This window comes from Bacillus sp. FSL M8-0266, from assembly GCF_038613425.1.
Taxonomy (GTDB): Bacteria; Bacillota; Bacilli; order Bacillales; family Bacillaceae; genus Bacillus; species Bacillus pumilus.
Genome location: NZ_CP152015.1, coordinates 1,283,301 through 1,304,859, shown reverse-complemented (window position 1 = coordinate 1,304,859; position 21,559 = coordinate 1,283,301). Strand labels below are relative to the sequence as shown.

Here is a 21,559-nt window from a genome sequence, read left to right as displayed (position 1 = left end):
GAGGGTTTGTCTACACGCTGAGCAGCTCATGAATGAGCTGCTTTTATTATGATGACTGAATTGGCGTTAATCTTTGTTCTATTTCTGTTCGTTTGTGCTCTAGAAATGGCGGAAGGGCTAATTGATCGCCAAGCTCATCTACTCCTTCGTCCACTGTAAACCCAGGACCGTCTGTTGAGATTTCAAATAAGATATCATTCGGTTCTCTAAAGTAAAGGGCTTTAAAGTAGAAACGTTCCACAACACCAGAATTCGTGAAGCCTGCTTTTGATATTTTGTCATACCATTTTTCCAGTTCCTCTGCATCTTCCACGCGAAAGGCTACGTGATGCACACTTCCTCTGCCGGAACGCTCAGAAGGCCCTTCCGTTTTTTCGATCACATGAATTTCTGTTCCAGCACCGCCATTTCCTGACTCAAAAATGGTCACGATCTCACCATCATTTGATTGTTCACGCGCTCTTTCGGTAAAGCCAAGGATGTCTGTTAAAACACGAATCGTTTTGTCCGCTTCTGCAACGGTTAATTCCACTGGGCCCAAGCCTCTAATGGCAAACTCTGCCGGAATATCATCATGCACTGGCGGTGAGCCTGCTTCTTGTGCGTTCGGTTCTACTGTTAAAAATAGCTGCTGTCCTTCTGGATCTTGAAAGCGCAAGGCAGGTCTGCCCCCTCTCAAGGAAGCCGTTTCTTGCTGCACGCCTGTCTCTTCAAAACGCTTTTCCCAAAATGAGAGTGCTTCTTCAGAAGAAACGAGAAGGCCTGTGCTTGTGATCGCGTTTGTTCCTTTCAAACGACGGGCGAGCATTGGAATTTCAAAGAATGTGAGCTCCGTTCCCGGTGAAGCGACCTCATCTCCATAAAATAAGTGATACATAGATGGATCATCCTGATTGACCGTTTTCTTTACAAGTTTTAAGCCAAGAATCTGGCGGTAGAAATCAACATTTTTTTGAGCATTGGCTGTTAATGCAGATACGTGGTGAATTCCATTGATTTTCATTACGTTCACTCCTCTTTCAAAATATCTCGAATTCAAGATAATATCCTTATGAATAAAATAGGTCATTTTTTAAGAAAAGTCAACCATTTGGCTAGATGTTCGGTTTCTAACGATAAAATTAACATTAAATCAAAAATAATCTTTTATTGTTCGTTTTTAACGAAACATTTACCCTGATATCTCCAATAAACGAACACTTTTAAATACAAATACGAAAATCAGAAAATTTTTTTAATTCTTGTTTTCCTAAAATCGTATTACAATGAACAAAATACATGTCACAGTAACGTACGAAAGTGATGCAGGAGGTCGCGAGTAATGAACAAAGAACAACCAGCGTTAAAACAGGACATCGGCTTATTTTTCGCCCTATCTCTTGTCATCGGGACGATTATCGGGTCCGGCGTCTTTATGAAGCCAGGCAACGTCCTTTCCTATTCAGGAAGCTCAAATATCGCATTATTCGCTTGGCTGCTAGGCGGCATTTTAACCCTTGCAGGCGGACTCACTGTTGCTGAAATTGGTACACAAATCCCTCGGACTGGCGGATTGTATGCCTACCTTGAAGAAGTGTATGGTGAGTTTTGGGGCTATTTATGCGGCTGGGTGCAGATTATCATTTACGGACCTGCCATCATCGGTGCGCTTGGTCTTTATTTTGGTTCATTGTTAGCAAATTTATTTTCTCTTTCTTCTTTATGGTCGACAACAATCGGCATTATCACTGTTTTATTTTTATGTTTGATTAACATCATGGGAACAAAATACGGCGGTTTTGTACAAGGACTGACCACCATCGGGAAGCTTGTCCCGATTGCCGCTATTATTGTGTTTGGCTTATGGAAAGGAAACGAAAATATTTTTATGGCTGTCAATGATAGCATTGCTCAAATGAACTTCGGTGCAGCGATCTTGGCTACGTTGTTTGCCTATGATGGCTGGATATTGCTTGCAGCACTTGGCGGTGAAATGAAAAACCCAGAGAAACTGCTTCCTCGTGCAATGGCAGGCGGGATTTTAATCGTCACGGCTTGCTATCTCTTTATTAATGTCGCTCTTTTGCACGTGTTACCAGCAGATCAAATTGTACAGCTTGGAGAAAATGCGACAAGTACTGCTGCGACAATGCTCTTTGGACCAATCGGCGGTAAGGTCATTAGTATCGGCATCATCATTAGTATCTTTGGCTGTTTGAACGGAAAGGTTCTTTCATTCCCACGTGTGATTTTCGCGATGGCAGAGCGAAAGCAAATTCCTTTCGCAAACGCGATCTCACGTATTCACCCTACATTTAAAACACCGTGGATTGCTGTATTTGTACAAATTTTGATCGCCATTGTGTTTATGGTCGTCAGCAATCCAGAAAAGCTGTCAGAGGTTTCGATCTTCATGATCTACATCTTTTATGTCATGGCCTTTTTCGCAGTCTTTAAACTGAGAAAACAAAACAAAGGAATGGAGCGTGCTTATAGCGTACCACTTTATCCGCTCACACCAATCGTTGCGATTATCGGTTCTTTGTTCGTCTTAATCAGCACCATGATCACCGACTGGAAAAGCTGTCTCATCTCCATGCTGATCGGGATTGCTGGACTGCCTATTTATTATTATATGAAAAAAGCACACAAAAAAGCAGAGCGTTAGGGACTGACCCCCGTTTTTGAGACAGGGATCAAAACACCTTTATACAGCCAATTGCCGATAGTTTATCGGTGATTGGTTGTTTAGTTTCGTTTGAATACGAATGTTGTTATAATAATAAATGTATTCTTTGACAGTGCGTTCTACGATGCTGGTCGTAGTGCGGTCAATCCTGTTAAGATAGAACGTTTCAGACTTTAGTGAGGAATGAAACGATTCGATGGAGGCATTATCAGCGGGCGTCCCTTTACGGGACATGCTCATGGTAATGCCTTTTATATGAACAGCTTTCTGATACTCGTAAGATGTATACACAGAACCTTGATCGCTATGTAACACGCAATTCTCAGGCAGTGCTGGGAGCTGATTAAGTGTGTTTAAGATAAAGTCTGTGTCCTGCTTATCACCAATCGTAAAAGCAATCACTTCTCCATTATATAAATCCAATATACTGGAAAGGTACAATTGTTTCTGTCCATAAGGCAAATACGTGATGTCCGTTACTAGTTTTTCAAGAGGGCGATCAGACTGAAAGTTCCGATCCAGTATATTACCGGCCACGGCATAGGGCTGCCCATTCTTCTTACGCTTTTTCATTTTAACCCGGCATTGCCACTGGTTTTTCTGCATGATACGTTGAACAGTTTTATGGTTAATACGCATTCTCATTTTTAGTATGGCTGTGATTTTTCGATAACCATATCGATATTTGTGCTTTCGGCACAACGTGCCGACCTGTTTCTCTAGTTGTCTTTTAGAATGATTCTGAGTCAGATCCTTTTTCCATCTATAATACGAAGTACGTAAGATGCCTAAATGGACACAGATGTCCTGTACCGTCATCGTTTTGCACAATTCTTCTACCAGTTTGATTGACGTTTCCTTATCAACTTCCTTTCCAATTCGTTGTACTTTTTTAAAACTTCATTCTGTTGACTCAAATAGCGATTTTCTGCCTGCAGTCTCTCTAATTCGGAAGAGTACTCGGGACCCTTTCCATAGGTATATTGTTTTCCAACAGGCTGTTCGAACCGGTGTGTATCCCCAGCCTTATGCCACCTCACCCATGTCTGAACCTGCGTCTTATTCTTGATATTCAATTTCTGCATGATCTCTTTCATAGGTACGCCTGCCAATCTCATTTCTACAGCCTTCTGTTTGACTTCAACCGGATAACTCACTCTTGTCCCCATAGAAAAAACACCTCCATGTTTTATTTCGGATCACAACGATCCATTTTCAAACTTGAAGGTGTTTTTTATTTGTCTCATCTTATGGGGTCAGTCCCATCAGCTCTGCTTTTTTTTATATTGCTTAATCACTTTGTATGATTCGTTTAAATATCTCATGAGCCGGTATGGCTTACTAAGCACGCGGATTGGGAGTCTTGAGATAAATCCATTCAAATTCGCCTTGTATTCCTGCGTCATCCGCTTTGGCTTTGTCGCAATTTTTTCGTATACTTCTTTGTAAAATTCCTTCATGATGTCGACTTGCACACTGATCTTCTGATGACACTCTGTACACTCAACGCTTTTCATCTGATCATTCACATAAACGATGCTGTGGAGGGTCTCTTCTTGGCACCGAGTACAATGTAGGTTTGCTTCCATTTCGGTTTTCTTCAAGATACACAGCTCCTTTCTCGTTTGATGTTGCTCTTTTTATACAATTCGATGGCTGTTAGCCGTTTATTGGACGGAAGCTTCCTTTAATATGGCTGCGGCCGTTAGTTCGTCTGTCACCAGCACTTGAATAAAGCCGCCATTTAAAGCCCCTAAAATACTTTCAGCTTTATGGGTTCCTTCTACAACAGCGATGACCGTTTTGACGCTCTTTAACTGCTCCAGTGATAAACCAATGACCTTTTGATTCAATTCATCTTGGACAGGCTTGCCTTGACCGTCAAAGAAACGAAAGCCAATATCACCAACAGCCCCTGATTGCCTTAAACCAGATAAATCCTCTTCTTTTAAGTAACCAACTGTTTTTAACGTTGAACCTTTATGCGGGTTGCCAATACCGATGAGGGCAATGTCTACATTTTTACCTTCTTCAAGCACAGCTTCTATATCCTGCATTGCCATGAGCCGCTCTTTTAATTCTTCTGTTTCTAAAATCGCCGGTGCATATAAATAGGAACATGTGCCATTCATTTTCTTTGCCAGCTCATATGCCAGCTGATTGGCATGAATGTCGACTGCCTGCCTGCCCATTCCGCCCTCTAAAGGAATGACCTTCACATCGTTTCTTCGCTCGAACGGGTATTCCTTTACAAGCGCAGCCAGTGTAGTTCCCCATGAAATACCGATTTTCTCCGCGTCTTTCATGTTTTTAGATAAATAATAGGCGCCTGCTTGACCGACTGCCCGTTTCACCATCTCAGACATTGTCCCGACGCTTGGGACAACGACAGCATCTGTTAATTGAAAAGTTGTTTCTAGCTGCTTTTCCAGTTCCACCGTATGAATACTTTCGTCTTTAATGTACACCTCAACGATTCCCACATCTTTTGCTTTTTGTAAGAGCTTTGAAATGACTGGTCTTGAGACATTGAGCTTTTTTGCAATTTCCTGCTGCGTCCACCCGTCTGTATAATAAAGATGAGCAACTTTGACGAGCTGTCGTCTTTCTTCCCAATTCAGCATGTGACATCATCCTTTTAATATACTATGATTCCCAGTATACCAAACATTCGTTTCTAATTGGCACAATTGTTATGAAAATGACAAAAAGAGCGATTACCTCTCCGCTCTTTTTCCCTCCGTATATTTTGGCTGATACGTTCTCCCGCCGTCTAACAGGATAATTTGTCCGTGTAAATAGCGTCCCTCGTCACTTGTAAGAAATAAAGTGAGTCCTGCGATATCCTCTGGTTTCCCTAATCTCCCGACAGGAATGAGCGATTGCAGCTGCCTTTTCTCCACCTCAGTAGGATAGAGCGTATCAAGCATTTGAGATTCAATCACGCGGGGTGCAATCACATTGATACGCACATGGTGTGCCCCTAATTCCTTTACAAGCGAACGCATCAGGCCAAAAGCACCTGCTTTTGAGGCGTAATACTGAATTCCACCGCCTGAGCCAGTGATAGCAGATCCTGATCCAATCACGACAATGCTTCCTTCTTGCCGCTCACATATATAAGGTGCTGACGCTTTGATGCAATAGTAAAGACCATACAAGTTCACAGCCAGTGTCTTTTTCCAAAGTGAAAAATCGACTTCTAAAAAAGGAAGTGATTTTGTCATCCCTGCTGAATACACAAGATGAGCAATGCCGCCTAGCTCCCTTTCAGCTGCTGAGATCATCTGCTGAACACTTTCCCACGATGAAACGTCAGCTTGAAATGTCAGCAGCTCAGAGTGCTGTTTTTTTAAAAGCGAAAGTCCTTGTTCATCTATATCAGACACAGCCACTCTGTGCCCTTCTTTTAAAAAACGCTCGGCAATTTCCTTTCCAATCCCTTGGGCACCGCCAACGATGAGAACTGGTTTTTGATCATTAGCCAGCACTCTCACCCCCATCAAGCATAATCGCTGCACCATCTGTAAATGCGCCATATGATGTACTTAAAAAGACCGTCATATTGGCCACAGACTCCTTGATTTGCTCTGCATTAGGAATCAAATGGAGAGGCGGCGGCAATAAAGCGAGCACCCGAATTCCTTTGTCTTTAAATTCTCGCGCCAGCCCTTTTGTCATGGCATTCAGCATAGAATTCGATGTCGCATGTGAAATTCCGCCATCACCAGTAATACTGCCTGATGACGATATATTAATAATGCAGCCTTTTTTCTGGTCAACCATGTGCCATACGGCAGCTTGACTGGAAAGAAAGACAGTATTCACAGCTGTTTCCACTTCGTCCATCCACTCATTAGGGTGAGCGGCATCAAGCTCCGCTTCAGCTCCTTGCGCTGCTTGATTGACCAAAATATCCAGTTTCCCGCATGTATCGATCACTTGCCTCAGCATACGCGTGGCATCACGTGGCGTTTCTAGCGGGTTCATGATGATACTCGCCTGACCACCCATTTTTTGAATGTCTTCACAAATGGTTCTAGCCTTTGATTCATCATGAAATGTGTGTAAAAAAACATGTGCACCTGCCTGGGCTAAAGCTAGGCAGATGGCTTCTCCAAATCCATCTGTGCTACCTGTCACAAGTGCCGCTTTCTGATGAAGCTGGACGTGCACATGCATCTCCTCCCTATCCCTTGTTTGGCATTTATTTTCTCAGCTTACTCACGATATCAAGAGCTGCTTCATAAAAACCTTCTGAGATGGTCGGATGCGGATGAATCATTTTCGCCATCTCTTCTGCTGTTCCTTCTAAATACATAAAGGAAGAAGCTTCTGAAATCATTTCTGTGACATGCGGACCAACCATCGTTGCACCGATCACTTCACCATATGCTGTATCGTACACCAATTTAATAAAGCCTGTTTGAACACCTGCCGCTAACGCTTTACCGCTTGCCGCTAAATCAAATCGTTCTGTTTGTACGCTGAGCCCTTTGGCTTTTGCCTCTTTCTCCGTAAGACCGACACTTGCTACCTCTGGTAATGTATAAATACATCTAGGCATAATATCAGCATTCATTTTTTCAGGCACGCCGCAAATATTGCTGACCGCAACAGCAGCCTCTGCCATCGCCGCATGAGCCAGCTGATAACCGCCGGCGACATCCCCAACTGCGTATACACCTTCAGCACTTGTCTGCATCTGATTATTCACCTTGATAAACGGGCCATCGAGCTGAAGATCAAGCTGGTTAACAGCTGATACATTCGGTTTTCTTCCAACGCAGACAAGCAGTCTTTCCGCTGTAAAGATGTGCGTCTCCCCTTTATCATCTATTGCATGAACCGCTTTGACTCCTTCGCTTTCCGTCACCTCTGTCACAGTGGTCTTCTTCGCGATATGGATGCCCTTTTTCTTGAGTTCTCTTTCTAGCAGCTTAGATGCTTCTTCATCCTCTTGTGGAATTATGGACGGTGCCGCTTCAATAATGGTGACTTTTGATTGAAGACTTTGGAAGATACAAGCAAGCTCAAGACCAATGACACCTCCGCCAATAATGACGACAGAAGCAGGAATATCTGGGATATCAAAGATTGTATCACTTGTATCAAATGAAATATCTTTAAGCCCCGGTATTGGTGGAATGGCTGGTGTAGATCCAGTAGCAATGATTAATTCTTTCGTTTCAATCGATTCTGATCCATCTTGTTTTTCTATTTCAATCCGATGCTTTGTCACTGCTGTGCCTCTGCCGTTATATACATCAATCTTTCCTTGCTTTAATAAAAAGGCGATTCCGCCTCTGAGCTTTTCAATGACGTCATCTTTGCGCTTTCTCATTTTATCGAAGGAAAGAATCATGTCACCTGTTTCGATTCCCCAGCTTTTCGCCTTCTCGATTGATTCAATGACTTCTGCATGTTTCAGCAGGGTCTTTGAAGGGATACAGCCTCGATTTAAACAAGTACCGCCTAGAAAATCCTCCTCAATCAAAGCAACCTTCCGTCCGCGCTCAGCCGCTTGAAGGGCGGCAGTATACCCGCCAGGCCCTCCGCCAATGACTGTCAGATCATACGTTTTCGTCATCCGATTCATCTCCTACATTAGCAATTCAAATGGTTGTTCAAGCACTTTTTTAAGGTCTGTTAAAAAGGCAGCCGCTGGTGCGCCATCTACCACTCGGTGATCAAACGATAAACTGACACCCATCATTGGCCGCACCTGAATTTCTCCATCTACTGCAACAGGTTTATCCTGAATCCGTCCTACACCTAAAATCGCCACTTCTGGCTGATTAATGATCGGGGTAAAGGTATCAATGGCATACATGCCTAAGTTACTAATCGTAAAAGTGGACCCTTTCAACTGGTCTGGAAGTAGTTTTTGATCGCGTGCGTTTCGGCCAATTTCTTTCGCTTCTTTTGTCAGTTGTTTTAATCCTTTTTGATTCGCATGAGAAATGACTGGTACCATCAAGCCGTCTTTCACTGCAACAGCGAGACCAATGTGTACATCTTCATGGAAATGGAGCTCATTTTGTTCAAATGTCATATTGATCTGCGGGTGGCGCGTGAGTACATGGCTGACCGCATGAATGATGATTTCTGTGAACGACAACCTGTAGCCTGTCTCTTTTTCAATCGCCGGAAGTAACTGCTGACGCACTTCTTTCGCTTTCGTCATATCAATTTCACTTGTTAATGTGACGTGCGGTGCTGTAAAGGCACTTTGTGACATGCGATCAGCAATCACTTTTCTCATGCCAGCTAATTTTTGTGTTTTCACAGGCGAAGCCTCTTTTGTTTGCGTTGCTGCTTGTACGTCACTCTTCATGATCTTACCGTGAGCGCCAGATCCAGAAACTGCTGCTAAATCGATTCCTTCACGAGCAGCGACTTTTTCTGCAAGCGGTGAGACGCGCTGGTCTTTCTCGCTAGAATGAACGACTGCCTCGACATCCCGCTTTTGGACTCTGCCTTTTGGCCCTGTGCCAGATACCTCTTGAATCGCCACATGATGATCCTTTGCCGTTTTTCTCGCTGCGGGCGTGGCACGTACTTTTTCATCAGATGTTTTTGGGGCTTCAGTAGAACTGGATGAAGACGAGTCTGGTGAAGACGATTCGCCGCTTTCTGAGGAATCTTCATCTGCCTGTGCTGGCGGCTCGCTTGGCACCTGTTCATTTGCCTCTCCGATATATCCAATAACAGCATTGACTGGAATTTGATCATCAGCTTCGTAGTATTTCTTTAGAAAAATGCCATCATCATAGGCTTCCACCTCGATGTTGATCTTGTCTGTCATAATTTCAAAAAGAGGCTCACCGACTTCAACCGAATCTCCTTCTTCTTTCAACCATTGAAGCAAGGTTCCGATCTCCATCGTACTGCTTAGCTTCGGCATAAATATCTCTTTTGGCATGATCTTCTCCCCTTTATTTAAGAGCGTACAAGCTCTTTTGCTGCTTCAATAATATCTGGCACTTGTGGAATGACCGCTTTTTCAAGCGTTGGGTTATAAGGTATTGGTACCGCAAGTCCGCCAAGACGTTTAATAGGAGCATCTAAGTAGTCAAACGCTTCACTTTCCGCTATCATACTTGCAATCTCTCCGCCATAGCCGCCTCGTTTGACCGCTTCATGAACCACGATACATTTACCTGTTTTCTTCACAGATTCGATAATGGTTTCTTCATCTAATGGGACAAGTGTTCTTGGGTCAATGATTTCAACATCGATTCCCTCTGCTTCTAGTTCCTTCGCCGCTTCTAATGCTTTGTGTACCATAATCGCTGTTGCTACAATCGTGACGTCCTTCCCGCTTCTTTTCACATCAGCTTTCCCTAGAGGAATCGAATACGGTTCTTCAGGCACTTCACCGATTGTTTTATATAAAAGCTTATGCTCGTAGAAAATAACAGGGTTGTCATCATCCATTGCTGCTTTTAAAAGTCCTTTGGCATCATAAGCTGTTGAAGGCTGAACCACCTTTAGTCCCGGAATATGAGCCATCCACGCTTCTAAGCTTTGTGAATGCTGCGCTGCGGCACCCGTTCCTGATCCTGCTGGTGTTCTCACAACGAGTGGTACTTTTCCTTTTCCGCCAAACATGTATCGTGTTTTGGCTGCTTGGTTTACAAGCTGATCCATTGCGATTGTAATAAAGTCAGAGAATTGAAGTTCTAAAATCGGACGCATACCTGTCAAAGCCGCTCCGACTGCACCTCCTGCGATGGCAGCCTCAGAGATTGGTGTATTGCGTACGCGCTCTGGACCGAACTCTTCAATCATGCCGCGCGTGACCCCAAAAGCACCACCATATACGCCGATATCCTCACCTAAAATGAATACATCTTGGTTCTCTCTCATTTCCTGACTCATAGCCTCTCGAACGGCTTCTAAATATGAAATCTCTCTCACTGTTGTTTTTGTCACGTGATTCCCCTCCTAATTAGGCGTATACATCCTCTAATAGTGTATCGATTGACGGTTCTTTACTGTTTTTAGCGAATTCTACAGACGCTTCAATTTCCTGCTTCGCTTCTTCCTGTAAGACCGCTGCCTGCTCTTCTGTCAAAACATTTAGTTCAATCAAGAGAGACTTAAAGCGTTTGATTCCGTCTTTTTGTCTCCACTCTGTTTCTTCTTCACGTGTACGGTATTTTTTCGCATCACTCTTAGAGTGACCTTTCCAGCGATACGTTTTCATTTCAATAAGTGATGGACCTTCTCCAGCTCTTGCGCGGCTGACTGCTTCATCTACTGAGTTCATAATCTCGACCATGTCATTTCCATCAATCGATTTCCCTGGTATTCCGTAGCTTTCTGCTCTTGTTGAAATGTCTTCAATGTTGATCATTTCTTTTACAGGGCCAGACATACCGTACTGGTTGTTTTCACAAATGAATACAACAGGTAGATCCCAAATGGATGCAAGATTTAGCGCTTCGTGAAAGCTACCTTCATTTGTCGCTCCATCTCCGAAGAAACAAAGAACGACAAAGCCTTCCTGTTTCATTTTAGATGTGAGCGCTGCACCTGTTGCCAATGGGATACCGCCGCCAACGATTCCATTTGCGCCAAGGTTTCCTTTTTCTAAATCAGCGATATGCATCGAGCCGCCTTTTCCTTTGCAATAGCCAGTCTCACGTCCGAATAGTTCTGCCATCATCTTATTGACCTCTGCACCTTTTGCAATACAGTGACCATGTCCACGGTGCGTGCTGATGATCTTATCTTCGTCCTTTAATACGGCAATTGATCCAACAGCTGACGCTTCCTGTCCGACACATAAATGAGTGGTTCCATGGATAAGTCCTTTGGCAAAGAATTGATCGACCTTTTCATCAAAATATCTCACTAACCACATTTGTTTATATAAATCTGCTAATCTCTCATGACTAATCTGTTCAGGCAAAGTGATTTGTTTTTGCATTTCTTCTCTCCCCTTTACATTTGTTCTTGTATGTTACATTTGTAATTATCATACGTTTAAGTATCATTGAAGTCAAGCATTTCTCTTTCATTTTTAAGCGTTTTCATCTTTTATCAGAAAAAAAGAGAAAGGCAAAGCCCTTTTCTAAAGAACTTCTCTTTCTCTTCCAATCTAGTGCGCCCTCATTCATCTGGATACATCATGATTTTGACACTCTCACCTTCAGGATGCCTTGCGCATTCTATTGCCTGAAGGAGCTGACTTAACGGATAACGATGCGTCACCATCTTTTCTGTGTTGACTACTTTTGCTCTTAGAAGTTCAAGGGCTTCGAGATAATGATAAGGATGTGAGGAATAGGCTCCAACTACTTTCACTTCATCATGGAAAAACCGATCAGCCGGAATGGAGACGTCTCCCTTTGGAAAATGAGCAAACACTAAAATCGATCCACCTCTCGCTACTGCTTGAAACGCTTCTTTTAAAAGCGCACTACTCCCAACAGAAATAATGACGAGGTCTGCTCCCTTTCCATTTGTTTCTCTCATGACCCGGTCTTCCACCGGCTCAGAGGCAGGATGAAAAGCGACGTCTGCACCTAAATTTCTCGCTTGCAGCAGCCGATTCTCATTCACATCCGTTATCATCACTTTCCCAGCCAAGTAATGTTTGGCAAGCTGTAGTTGAATACAGCCAATTTGCCCCGCTCCAAGGATCAGCACAGAATCTCCTGGATGAACAGGTGCTCGTTCAAACCCGTGCAGGCAGCAGGCGACTGGCTCCACCATCGCCCCTTGCTCATATGAGACGTCATTCGGGAGCTTGCCCATTGTGTGCTTGACATGCAATGCAGGTACGCGGATATACTCTGAAAACCCGCCTGGCTCTACATTAGTGGCTGCAAACTGCGGACACATTGTATAAAATCCCTTTTGACAAAAGTCACAGGTGAAGCAAGGTACATGGTGCGCAACATAAACCCTGTCTCCCGTTTTTATATTTGTTACATGCTTTCCAGTTTCAACAATATCACCAGCGATTTCGTGCCCTAGTATCGTTCCTGGAGGTACCGTCTCATGTGTTGCTTTGTAAATATCTGTGCCGCATAAACCGCAGGCACGCATTCTTAATAGCACTTCATCATCACCAATCGCAGGCCGGTTCCGCTCCTCATACCGAATGTCCTCTGAAGAATAAAAGACAGCTGATTTCATGTAGCTGCATCCTCCTTTTCATCACCTTTCGCAAAATCCTGCAACGTTTGCACAAGCTGCTTGTACTCACTCATCTCACTGGATATCCAGTAACGTCCTCCGAATATGCGAGATGGACCCACCCTGACATAAACTTTTCCGATATGAGGGTATGGCTTGATAAAAAGCTTTCCTTTAATATCAGAGACCGCATATGTGTGCCATCTGCCAAACGCTCCGATTTTGAGTTTATCTTCACTAATAATGACGTTTGTCGGCTGGTTCAGTCCAGTGATGCTAGAAAGCATGAGAATAGGCAGCGTATAAACGCCTAACACAGCTAACGGTTCAGGTCCTGCTGACATTAACGTATAAAGAGACCAAAGGAAAAACAGACAGATGAGTACGGCTGGAAGAAAAATAGACAACACTGCAGACGTTCGGCTATAAGCATGATGCTGCATGAGACGTCCTCCTTTCAGATACATAAAAGGAGCCGGGAAAGCTCCTCCATGGAATGATTGTTTACTTAATATGATCGATGATTTTTTCAATATCATCTTCAATGCCAAATCCGGTTAAAAAGGATAATGTTTGAATCACAGGCGTTCCTTTCGTATCACTCACTGGTGTTGTCGTTACGATTAAATCGGCGCCCTCCGCTTTTTGCGGGACTTCAGATGCCTTGCACTGTTCAACCACGACATCATATCCTTTTTCCTTTAACGTCTCTTCGACCTTTTTGGCAACAACCGTTGATGTTGCAACCGCTGTTCCGCATGAAACCAATATTTTCTTTGCCATAAGAATCCCTCCAGCTCTTTTATTGATCTTTCTGATCTAAGCCCATTTCTTTCGCATACTGCTTTCTAATATCATTTCGCACCCAGTACCATAGAAGCGCATAAGCCAGAGCACAGATGATGGCTGCAATAAAGTACGGGTTGCTCGGATCAAGAAGTCTCACCATGATCCAAGGAATGACGTGGGAACCAAGGTCAATACCTGAAATCATATTGGCTCCTTCTGGGAAGTCAAACCCGACTGCTTTCCCCATTGTTGTCGCAAGCGGTGCGAGATTCGTTGCGATAAAGAAGACAATCATTAATGTAAAAATACTGTTAATAAGACCGCGAATAATGTTTCCACGAGCGGCTGCTACTGCCCATACAACTGTAAATGGTAGAACTGATAAATCAGCAAACGGCAGCATGCCATTGTAAGGCAGAACGACTGCAAGTAGAATCGTAATCGGCACCATAAGAAGGGCTACCGCCATATTCGCCGGATGACCAATCACAATCGCTGTATCTAAACCAATATAGACATTTTTCCCAGGGAAGCGCTTTTGAATATAAGAACGAGCGCCCTCAGAGATTGGAATAAGACCTTCCATTAATAACGCAACCATTCTTGGCATTAGCACAAGAACTGCTGCCATTTGAATACCAAGTGTCATGACGCCTTTCGCATCATAGCCGCCTAAAAGACCAATAATGATACCAAGTATGAGACCCATCACAAGCGGTTCGCCAAAAATACCAAAACGTTTCTTCAATGTTTCTGGATCAGCATGAATTTTGTTTAAGCCAGGGATCTTGTCAATGATACGGTTGGACGCATACATAAGCGGTGCGAAGTTGACCGTTTCAGCATGAGCCATCGATACGCCTTTCAATCCAAAATGGTGTTCGATTGTCGGTGCCGTCCAATCAGCTAATTTAAGCGTGATAGCAGAGACGATCAAACCAACAGCAAGTGCCAAGAACATATTATGATAAGCGTAGTAAGTCACAGAGGCTGCGAAAATCAAATGCCAGAAGTTCCAAATATCCACATTCAGCGTTTTCGTAAAGTTAACGGACAATAAGATGACATTTAACAAAAGCACAAGAGGTATCATCAAAGGGGCAACAGGTGTACCGAAGGATATAGCCGCTCCAATCGGCCATCCAACATCCAAAATATCAAGCTTTAGTCCAAGGGAATTAACCATAGCTTTTGCTGCTGGCCCAAGGCCGCTCACAAGCAAATTAATGACAAGGTTGACACCGACAAAACCAATTCCAATTGTAATACCGGCTCGGAAGGATTTCTTAAAGCCTTGCCTTAAAACCATACCGAAAAGCGTCATAATAATCGGGAGCATAATAGTTGGTCCAAGGTCTAATATAAAATCGACAGCTTGCTTGATCATACATCCACCTCCTGGATTTTTCGTATAAAGCGCTTACATTCTTTTTGTGAAAGGCTATTGGTTTAATTCTTTCTGAAGCACAGCAACCGCTTCTTCATACAACGTCATATCAGACAACCTCATCATCACCTCTTCTTTTCTAAAAAGTGTCATGAGCTTCTCTAACATCACAAGCTGCTTACTAGGTTCAGAGATTGCTAGGACGAACACAATTTTGGCTAGCACAGTTTCATCAGGGCTCCCCATCTTGTGAAAGATAACAGGTTCCTTTAAAGTGGCTACACTAATCGCCGGTTTGTTCACATGCTCAGGATCTGTATGTGGAATTGCTACCCCAAAGGTCGCAAGTGGAAGGCCCGTAGGATATGTTTTTTCTCTTTCAAGCACCGCTGGTAAAAAGCTCGACTTAATATATCCTCCCGCTTCTAATCGCTCTGCTAAATATGTGGTCACCTCCTCTCTCGAAGATGCATCGTACTGTAGCTTGATCAGCTGTTCATCTAACTCAAACAAGTTGTTCAAACAACCACTCCTTTCATTTGGTATAAATATGAACACATGTAACAAAAAGAAAGAACATTTTGGAATAGAACCTTTTATAAAGCGCTTACAAATATACGTTCTGAAAAATGTTCAATGTTGTTACCTTTGTAAAGATATTATAATATTCTAAATTATAAGTCAATGTTCCTAGGAAAAATTTTATAAAAAAAGATGCAGTCTTTTCTGCATCTCAGATTGTTGACAAAGGGCTAAAATGATCTTTATTTTAGCCCTTTGTCTCCTTTTCAGTGTGACCTGAAAACCTTTGAAGTCTAGGAAGGACGGCTACTTTTGCGGAGCGAATTTGCAATTCGTGAGCACCAGCACGCAGGACTGACAAAGAATGCGAGGGTTTGTCTACACGCTGAGATGCGGTCTTTTCTGCATCTTTCATCAACTCTTCTTATTAAATGTGACTTCCTCTCTCTAATTACTCTGTACTTGCTCTTTGATGTCAGCAACAAATTTGTCATTCATACGCAAAAAAGACCCTTAATCATTGAGAAATACATTACAGTCCTGTACTTCATAAATGGCGAAGCGTCTTCCGCTCTCTGATCAGCTGTGTTTCTTTTATTTTAAATAAAAAAAGAAACGCCATCCTTAAGAGGCGCTTCTTTTCCCGGGAAATGTTCTTATTGGGCAGATAGCTTTAAATTGACGCCAACGGCAGTTCCGTTTCTCGAGGAGTCAGCCACTCCAGTAAAGGTTCCTGCTTTTCGATCAATGAGTAGTGCTTGGACATTTCCTATATCAATAGGCGAATTGCCGAAACGATGTCCCATGTCATTAAGCTTTGTTCTCACATCGAGAGGGACACCTACTTCATAACGATAAGAAGTTGGGCTGTTTGTATAAATTCTTGGTTCTTCAACTGCATCCTGAAGCTCCATCTCATATTCAAGCAAATTCAAAATGGTTTGTGAAACAGAAGCAATGATGGTCGTTCCCCCCGGTGAACCTACTGTCATGACAGGTTCATTATCTTTAAAAATGATGGTCGGTGTCATACTGGACAATGGTCGTTTATTCGGCTGAACTTCATTTGCTCCGCCTGGCCTTGCATCAAAATCTGTTAGTTCATTGTTTAAGAAAAAGCCATATTCCGGGACGAGAATCCCTGTACCAAATAACTGTTCAATGGTTGTCGTGAATGACACAACATTTCCCCACTGATCGGCAACAGTAAAATGTGTGGTCTCACCAATGGTTTTATCTTCAGGCTGCGGAACAATAGGGGATGGATTTTTTTCATCCTCATACGCCCATGGATCTCCTTCTTTCGGGTTACGATTCATTTGATCTAATTGAATAAGAGAGGCTCTTTCTGAAATGTAATCATCGTCTAATAGTCCGTTTAGTGGAACATCTACGAATTCGGGGTCGCCGGCATATGCAGCACGGTCAGCATAGGAGAGATGCATTGTTTCAGCAAGTAGTTGATATTTTTCGAATGATTTGGGGTCATATTGAGATAGGTTAAAGTGATCAAGTATTTTGAGCATTTGCAGCATAAACACCCCGCCTGAGCTTGGTGGAGGCATACTTGCAAGCTGGTATCCTTTATAGTCTCCCCAGATAGGCTTGTCAGTCTTGACCTCATAACGACCAATGTCATTAGTTGTCATTGTTCCGCCAAAATCTTGGACTGTATTTGCAAGTGCCTTTGCTACTTTTCCTTCATAAAATGCTTTGCTTCCTTTTTTCGCAATGAGCTTAAATGTTTTTGCAAGACCTGGCTGAACTAGGAGGTCCCCTTCTTTGAGCGGCTGATCATCTGGAAGAAAGATTGGCGCTGCGGCCGTTTTTTTCAATTTTCCTTGATGATCATCAATGGCTTTTGCCAGAACAGAATCGATTTCAAATCCATCCTCTGCAAGCTGAATGGAAGGCTTAATTAATTCCTTCATCGAGCGGGTTCCCCACTTATCTAATGCCGCCTCAAGACCTTTTACAGTCCCTGGAACACCAACAGCATTACCGTGTGTAGATCGCTCATCGAACGGGATGACTTTTCCCTCACCTGTTAAAAACATGTCTGGTGTTGCGCCTTGTGGTGCTCTTTCTCGACTATTGATGATGGATGTTTCTTTTGTCTTCCCATCATAAACCATCATAAATCCTCCGCCACCAATTCCAGACATCATTGGCTCTGTCACATTCAGTGCGTACTGGATGGCAACAGCAGCGTCAACAGCGTTTCCACCTTTCTTTAATACATCTGCACCCACTTCTGATGCGAGTGGATGGGCAGTAGCCACCATGCCATCCTTCCCAACAGCTACTTTATTCCCATGAGTTTCGTTTGCAGTGACCTGACTGACAGGCAGGAAAAACGAGAAAACCAACAGACATATGGACAAAATAGTTAGAGAAATGCGTTTCATACACAACACCCCTTCCATATTCTTACTTTGACCATACCGACTTCTTGACCAGAATACAATAGATTATTCTAAAATTTCTAAATTTTTCATTCTATCATCCTATATTCATCAAATATAAAGCGGATTTTCAAAACATATGACATACTTACTAAGTAGGGATAAAGACATGTCCTTTCATGTTTTTGATTTCGCGGTATAATAAACGCATCACGAAGGGGGAAGGATGATGAATCAGAAGAGCACCTTATTTTGGGAAACATATTGGAAAGAAAAATCAGAAAGTGCACCAATTGACGCATCTGTTTCCGCTTGGGCATTTGGAGCAAACCCAGATCATTTACTTGACCTTGTTCTGAAAGGGAAAAAAACAGCGACTTGTTCTGGACATCTTTTTTACGAAAAGGAACAGGAGCCGCTTCCTAAGGCAGGACAATATGCGGTCATTTTGGACAGCCATGACGAACCAAAAGCCATCATAGAAATCACGCATGTAGATGTCATGCCAATGAATGAGGTTCCAGAATCATTTGCCCAAGCAGAAGGTGAAGGCGATCTTTCATATAACTATTGGTACAGAGCCCATCAAGCATTTTTCACAGAAGCACTCAAACCGTACGGATTAGAATTTAAAGAAGACATGCTCCTAGTTTGCGAGCGATTTAAACTAGTTTATTCAGCTACTTAAGCTTTAAGCGGCGCCAAAAATGGACCGCTTTTTTCATTTCTTTTCTCCTTTCTGCAAAAGGTGTGTTGAGAACACATCTTTAGGTCAGAATAAGATCAAATAGAAAAAGTGAAGAAATTTTCGACTACACCTGTTTTTTTTCGACAAAAGAATATATAATTATTTGATGTGTGCATTGTCTCATTTATACAATGGAGGGTTTTTACATGTTAAAAAGGAAAAAAGACAAGTTTTCCGTCTTGTTAACGGAAATTGCTAAAAATTTAGATGAAACTGCTGAGTATTTTGTTAGCTATAAAGTAACAAATCAAACCACTCTGAAAGAATTTTCTGACACATTGAAGGAATATGAGACAAAAGGTGATAATCATGTTCATACGATGATTAAAGAACTGAACAAAGCCTTTATTACGCCGATTGAACGTGAAGACATTCTTCAATTGACGAATAGCCTCGACGATGTTTTAGATGGAATTGAGCATTTTTCAGCAACAATGGAAATTTATTCAATGACAAGCTCTGACGAACATATCGACAAATTCAGCCACTACATCAGAGAATGTGCAAAGGAAATTTTAATTACAATCGATTTACTGGCTGAAAATCGCTTAAAAGATATTCAACCACACGCAATCAAAATCAAAGAGATCGAGCATAATTGTGACAATCTTTATCGTAAATCACTAAAGAACTTGTTTGGAAAAGAAACTGATCCAATCAAGGTCATTCAATACAAAGAAATTTACGAAACACTTGAAGAAATTGCTGATTCCTGTCAAAGTGTTGCCAACAATCTAGAAACAATCATTATGAAGAATGCGTAACGGGGTTAGTTAAACATGGACACATTACTCATCCTTACCATATTTATTGTCATTTGTGCACTTGCTTTTGATTTCATCAACGGATTCCACGATACAGCAAATGCCATTGCCACTTCGGTTTCAACAAAGGCGTTAAAGCCTAGACATGCTATTATTATGGCAGCGTTCATGAACTTCTTAGGAGCAATGACATTTACAGGTGTGGCAAAGTCCATTACAAAAGACATCGCAGATCCTTTCACACTTCAAAACGGTTCTGTCGTCATTTTGGCTGCTTTAATTGCGGCCATTACTTGGAACTTGCTTACTTGGTATTACGGAATTCCGAGTAGTTCTTCGCACGCACTGATCGGATCAATTGCAGGAGCTGTTATTGCCTCTGCTGGTTTTGGCGCTTTAAACTATTCGGGGTTCATTAAAATCATTCAAGCACTGTTGCTTTCACCTATCCTAGCTTTCGTATTGGGATATATCGTGTATACCATTATCAAAATTATATTCAGAAACAACAATCTCGCAAAAACAAATAAACAATTCCGACGTGTTCAAATTTTAACTGCTGCACTGCAATCGTATACCCACGGAACAAACGATGCGCAAAAAGCGATGGGAATTATTACGATGGCTTTAATTGCAGGTAATTTGCATACAACTGACGACATTCCTTTCTGGGTACAATTTTCTTGTGCGCTTGCAATGGGACTAGGTACTTCTATTGGTGGCTGGAAGATTATTAAAACAGTCGGCGGTAAAATTATGAAAATTCGTCCAGTAAACGGAGTATCTGCCGACTTAACGGGTGCAGCTATTATCTTCGGTGCGACATTTATTCACTTACCTGTTAGTACCACTCACGTGATCTCATCTTCTATTCTAGGTGTAGGTTCTGCACACAGAGTAAAAGGAGTAAACTGGGGTACGGCAAAACGCATGCTTGTCACTTGGGTGATCACATTACCGATTTCGGGAACTCTAGGGGCTCTTATATACTTTGTGTTACATGCGATTATCTAATATCAAAGACCTGTCTGACAGGTCTTTTTTTATTTGCCCGCACACTTCAACACCTTTTCCTACAAGCCATTTTTTCATGAAGCAGGGTTTCCAATCATATCCATAGAAATGAATAAGTATCCATCTGTCTATGGGAGAGAAGAACATGCTATTATTTTTTCAATTGACCGTGTGGTTATTGCTAGGTGCTCTTGCTGTATATGTATTTGCCGTATGGCGCTTTGAACAAAAAGTAAAAGAAAAGATGTTTGCCATTCGTAAAACGTGGTATTGGATTTATGTAGCTGGTGCTGTTGTGTACTGGACAAATGACCCTTCTTCAATCTTTACCGATTGGATGCACTACTTGATTATTGCCGTTTTTTTTGCATTAACCGATGCATTCATCTTTCTCAGCTCCTATATTAAAAAACTCGGAAATCACGAACTGGAAACCGACACCCATCAACTCCTAGAACAAAATAACGATCTACTTCATTCTTACCTCAATAAGCTAAAAACGTACCAATACCTATTGAAAAATGAACCGATTCATGTATATTATGGAAGTGTAGAGGCATATATAGAGGGAATTGAACGGCTCATTTATTTTTTTGCCGACAAGATGAATATTCAAGCAGTTCTTTGTCCATACGATACGCAGGAACAAAAAGATGACCTGCTGCGGACACTTGACCAGCGAGCTCTTATTCAGGCGAAGCTTGACAGGCAGGAAGTCTATTACGATGATTTCGGCAAATTGGTGCTCATCCCGTTTTCTGTAGCAGATGATCACTTCGTCATTAAGCTCACCTCTGATGACATTGTCACTGAGTTCGACTATTTATTAATGACGTCACTTACAACAATTTATGACCTAATCTTGCCTGACGAAGAGGAAGGTGATGAAGATGGACCACGCACTTCAAGGGGATAACAACAATCGCAAGAAAAACCCTTTTAAGATTTTAAAGAAAAAGCAACATATCAGTATGGCGGATTACAAGGTAAGCCCCCATACAGAGCGTATTTTTAAAAAGAACGAACAGCTCTTGGGTGAGTATAAAAATAAAAGGGCTTGATTACACTAAAGGACGCGGAACAAAATCCGCGTCCTGCTTCCATTTTCAC

The 21,559-nt window shown here is 42.4% G+C and carries 22 protein-coding genes; 6 read left to right on the top strand and 16 right to left on the bottom strand.

Annotation, left to right across the window (positions count from 1 at the left end):
* Window positions 1-46 precede the first annotated feature (46 nt).
* The gene (locus tag MKY83_RS06460; RefSeq protein WP_342488394.1) at window positions 47-1,003 is read right to left on the bottom strand and encodes a ring-cleaving dioxygenase; all 957 of its coding nucleotides are present in this window, start codon (window positions 1,001-1,003) and stop codon (window positions 47-49) included.
* A gap of 318 nt (window positions 1,004-1,321) precedes the next feature.
* Here MKY83_RS06460 and MKY83_RS06455 point away from each other — a divergent pair, with 318 nt between their 5' ends.
* Window positions 1,322-2,647, top strand: a complete 1,326-nt coding sequence (locus MKY83_RS06455; protein WP_217012898.1) for an amino acid permease — start codon at window positions 1,322-1,324, stop codon at window positions 2,645-2,647.
* Window positions 2,648-2,686: 39 nt separating this feature from the next.
* Here the strand turns inward: MKY83_RS06455 and MKY83_RS06450 are convergent.
* From MKY83_RS06450 to ggt, 15 genes are all read right to left on the bottom strand, one after another.
* A protein-coding gene (locus MKY83_RS06450) for an IS3 family transposase (RefSeq protein WP_342488393.1) occupies window positions 2,687-3,837 on the bottom strand; the annotation gives its coding sequence in 2 pieces (ribosomal slippage) (window positions 2,687-3,564 and window positions 3,564-3,837; 1,152 coding nt in all).
* Between the two features lie 96 nt (window positions 3,838-3,933).
* On the bottom strand, window positions 3,934-4,272 hold the full coding sequence (locus MKY83_RS06445; RefSeq protein WP_044138921.1) for a bh protein: 339 nt from the start codon (window positions 4,270-4,272) through the stop codon (window positions 3,934-3,936).
* 63 nt (window positions 4,273-4,335) lie between these two features.
* Entirely contained in the window at window positions 4,336-5,292 is a 957-nt protein-coding gene (locus MKY83_RS06440) for a sugar-binding transcriptional regulator (protein WP_003211594.1), read from the bottom strand.
* A 93-nt stretch (window positions 5,293-5,385) separates the two neighbouring features.
* Window positions 5,386-6,171: an SDR family oxidoreductase gene (locus MKY83_RS06435; RefSeq protein WP_340913791.1), complete on the bottom strand. Its 786-nt coding sequence runs from the start codon at window positions 6,169-6,171 to the stop codon at window positions 5,386-5,388.
* Entirely contained in the window at window positions 6,149-6,850 is a 702-nt protein-coding gene (locus tag MKY83_RS06430; protein WP_342488391.1) for an SDR family NAD(P)-dependent oxidoreductase, read from the bottom strand. The genes MKY83_RS06435 and MKY83_RS06430 overlap by 23 nt, the downstream gene beginning before the upstream one ends.
* Before the next feature lie 25 nt (window positions 6,851-6,875).
* Window positions 6,876-8,258 (bottom strand): dihydrolipoyl dehydrogenase, encoded by a 1,383-nt coding sequence (gene lpdA / locus MKY83_RS06425; protein WP_340910428.1) that lies wholly within the window; start codon window positions 8,256-8,258, stop codon window positions 6,876-6,878.
* Between the two features lie 12 nt (window positions 8,259-8,270).
* Window positions 8,271-9,593, bottom strand: a complete 1,323-nt coding sequence (locus MKY83_RS06420; RefSeq protein WP_106067730.1) for a dihydrolipoamide acetyltransferase family protein — start codon at window positions 9,591-9,593, stop codon at window positions 8,271-8,273.
* A 17-nt stretch (window positions 9,594-9,610) separates the two neighbouring features.
* A complete protein-coding gene (locus MKY83_RS06415) occupies window positions 9,611-10,591 on the bottom strand; it encodes an alpha-ketoacid dehydrogenase subunit beta (RefSeq protein WP_034620051.1) in 981 nt (326 codons plus the stop codon).
* Between the two features lie 31 nt (window positions 10,592-10,622).
* Window positions 10,623-11,606 carry a thiamine pyrophosphate-dependent dehydrogenase E1 component subunit alpha gene (locus MKY83_RS06410; protein WP_044138927.1) on the bottom strand — a complete coding sequence of 328 codons (984 nt, stop codon included), beginning with the start codon at window positions 11,604-11,606 and terminating at the stop codon, window positions 10,623-10,625.
* A gap of 182 nt (window positions 11,607-11,788) precedes the next feature.
* Window positions 11,789-12,820: an alcohol dehydrogenase catalytic domain-containing protein gene (locus MKY83_RS06405; RefSeq protein ID WP_342488388.1), complete on the bottom strand. Its 1,032-nt coding sequence runs from the start codon at window positions 12,818-12,820 to the stop codon at window positions 11,789-11,791.
* Window positions 12,817-13,263: a hypothetical protein gene (locus MKY83_RS06400; protein ID WP_003211419.1), complete on the bottom strand. Its 447-nt coding sequence runs from the start codon at window positions 13,261-13,263 to the stop codon at window positions 12,817-12,819. The genes MKY83_RS06405 and MKY83_RS06400 overlap by 4 nt, the downstream gene beginning before the upstream one ends.
* 61 nt (window positions 13,264-13,324) lie before the next feature.
* Window positions 13,325-13,603, bottom strand: coding sequence for a PTS sugar transporter subunit IIB (locus MKY83_RS06395; RefSeq protein ID WP_003212259.1), 279 nt, complete (start codon window positions 13,601-13,603; stop codon window positions 13,325-13,327).
* A 19-nt stretch (window positions 13,604-13,622) separates the two neighbouring features.
* Complete coding sequence (locus MKY83_RS06390) at window positions 13,623-14,996, bottom strand: PTS transporter subunit IIC (RefSeq protein WP_044138930.1); 1,374 nt, start codon at window positions 14,994-14,996, stop codon at window positions 13,623-13,625.
* Window positions 14,997-15,050: 54 nt separating this feature from the next.
* Window positions 15,051-15,518, bottom strand: coding sequence for a PTS sugar transporter subunit IIA (locus MKY83_RS06385; RefSeq protein WP_283924402.1), 468 nt, complete (start codon window positions 15,516-15,518; stop codon window positions 15,051-15,053).
* A gap of 656 nt (window positions 15,519-16,174) precedes the next feature.
* Window positions 16,175-17,926, bottom strand: a complete 1,752-nt coding sequence (gene ggt / locus MKY83_RS06380) for a gamma-glutamyltransferase (RefSeq protein ID WP_342488381.1) — start codon at window positions 17,924-17,926, stop codon at window positions 16,175-16,177.
* Window positions 17,927-18,152: 226 nt separating this feature from the next.
* Between ggt and MKY83_RS06375 the strand changes: the two genes are divergently transcribed.
* The 5 genes from MKY83_RS06375 (at window position 18,153) to MKY83_RS06355 (ending at window position 21,510) form a co-directional block, all read left to right on the top strand.
* The gene (locus tag MKY83_RS06375; protein WP_044138933.1) at window positions 18,153-18,611 is read left to right on the top strand and encodes an ASCH domain-containing protein; all 459 of its coding nucleotides are present in this window, start codon (window positions 18,153-18,155) and stop codon (window positions 18,609-18,611) included.
* Between the two features lie 206 nt (window positions 18,612-18,817).
* A complete protein-coding gene (locus MKY83_RS06370; protein ID WP_003212390.1) occupies window positions 18,818-19,435 on the top strand; it encodes a DUF47 domain-containing protein in 618 nt (205 codons plus the stop codon).
* Window positions 19,436-19,450: 15 nt separating this feature from the next.
* Entirely contained in the window at window positions 19,451-20,449 is a 999-nt protein-coding gene (locus MKY83_RS06365) for an inorganic phosphate transporter (protein ID WP_044138934.1), read from the top strand.
* A gap of 145 nt (window positions 20,450-20,594) precedes the next feature.
* A complete protein-coding gene (locus tag MKY83_RS06360) occupies window positions 20,595-21,365 on the top strand; it encodes a type II toxin-antitoxin system SpoIISA family toxin (RefSeq protein WP_342488378.1) in 771 nt (256 codons plus the stop codon).
* Window positions 21,334-21,510: a type II toxin-antitoxin system SpoIISB family antitoxin gene (locus MKY83_RS06355; RefSeq protein ID WP_080550290.1), complete on the top strand. Its 177-nt coding sequence runs from the start codon at window positions 21,334-21,336 to the stop codon at window positions 21,508-21,510. Before MKY83_RS06360 ends, MKY83_RS06355 begins: the two co-directional genes overlap by 32 nt.
* Window positions 21,511-21,559: the final 49 nt, after the last annotated feature.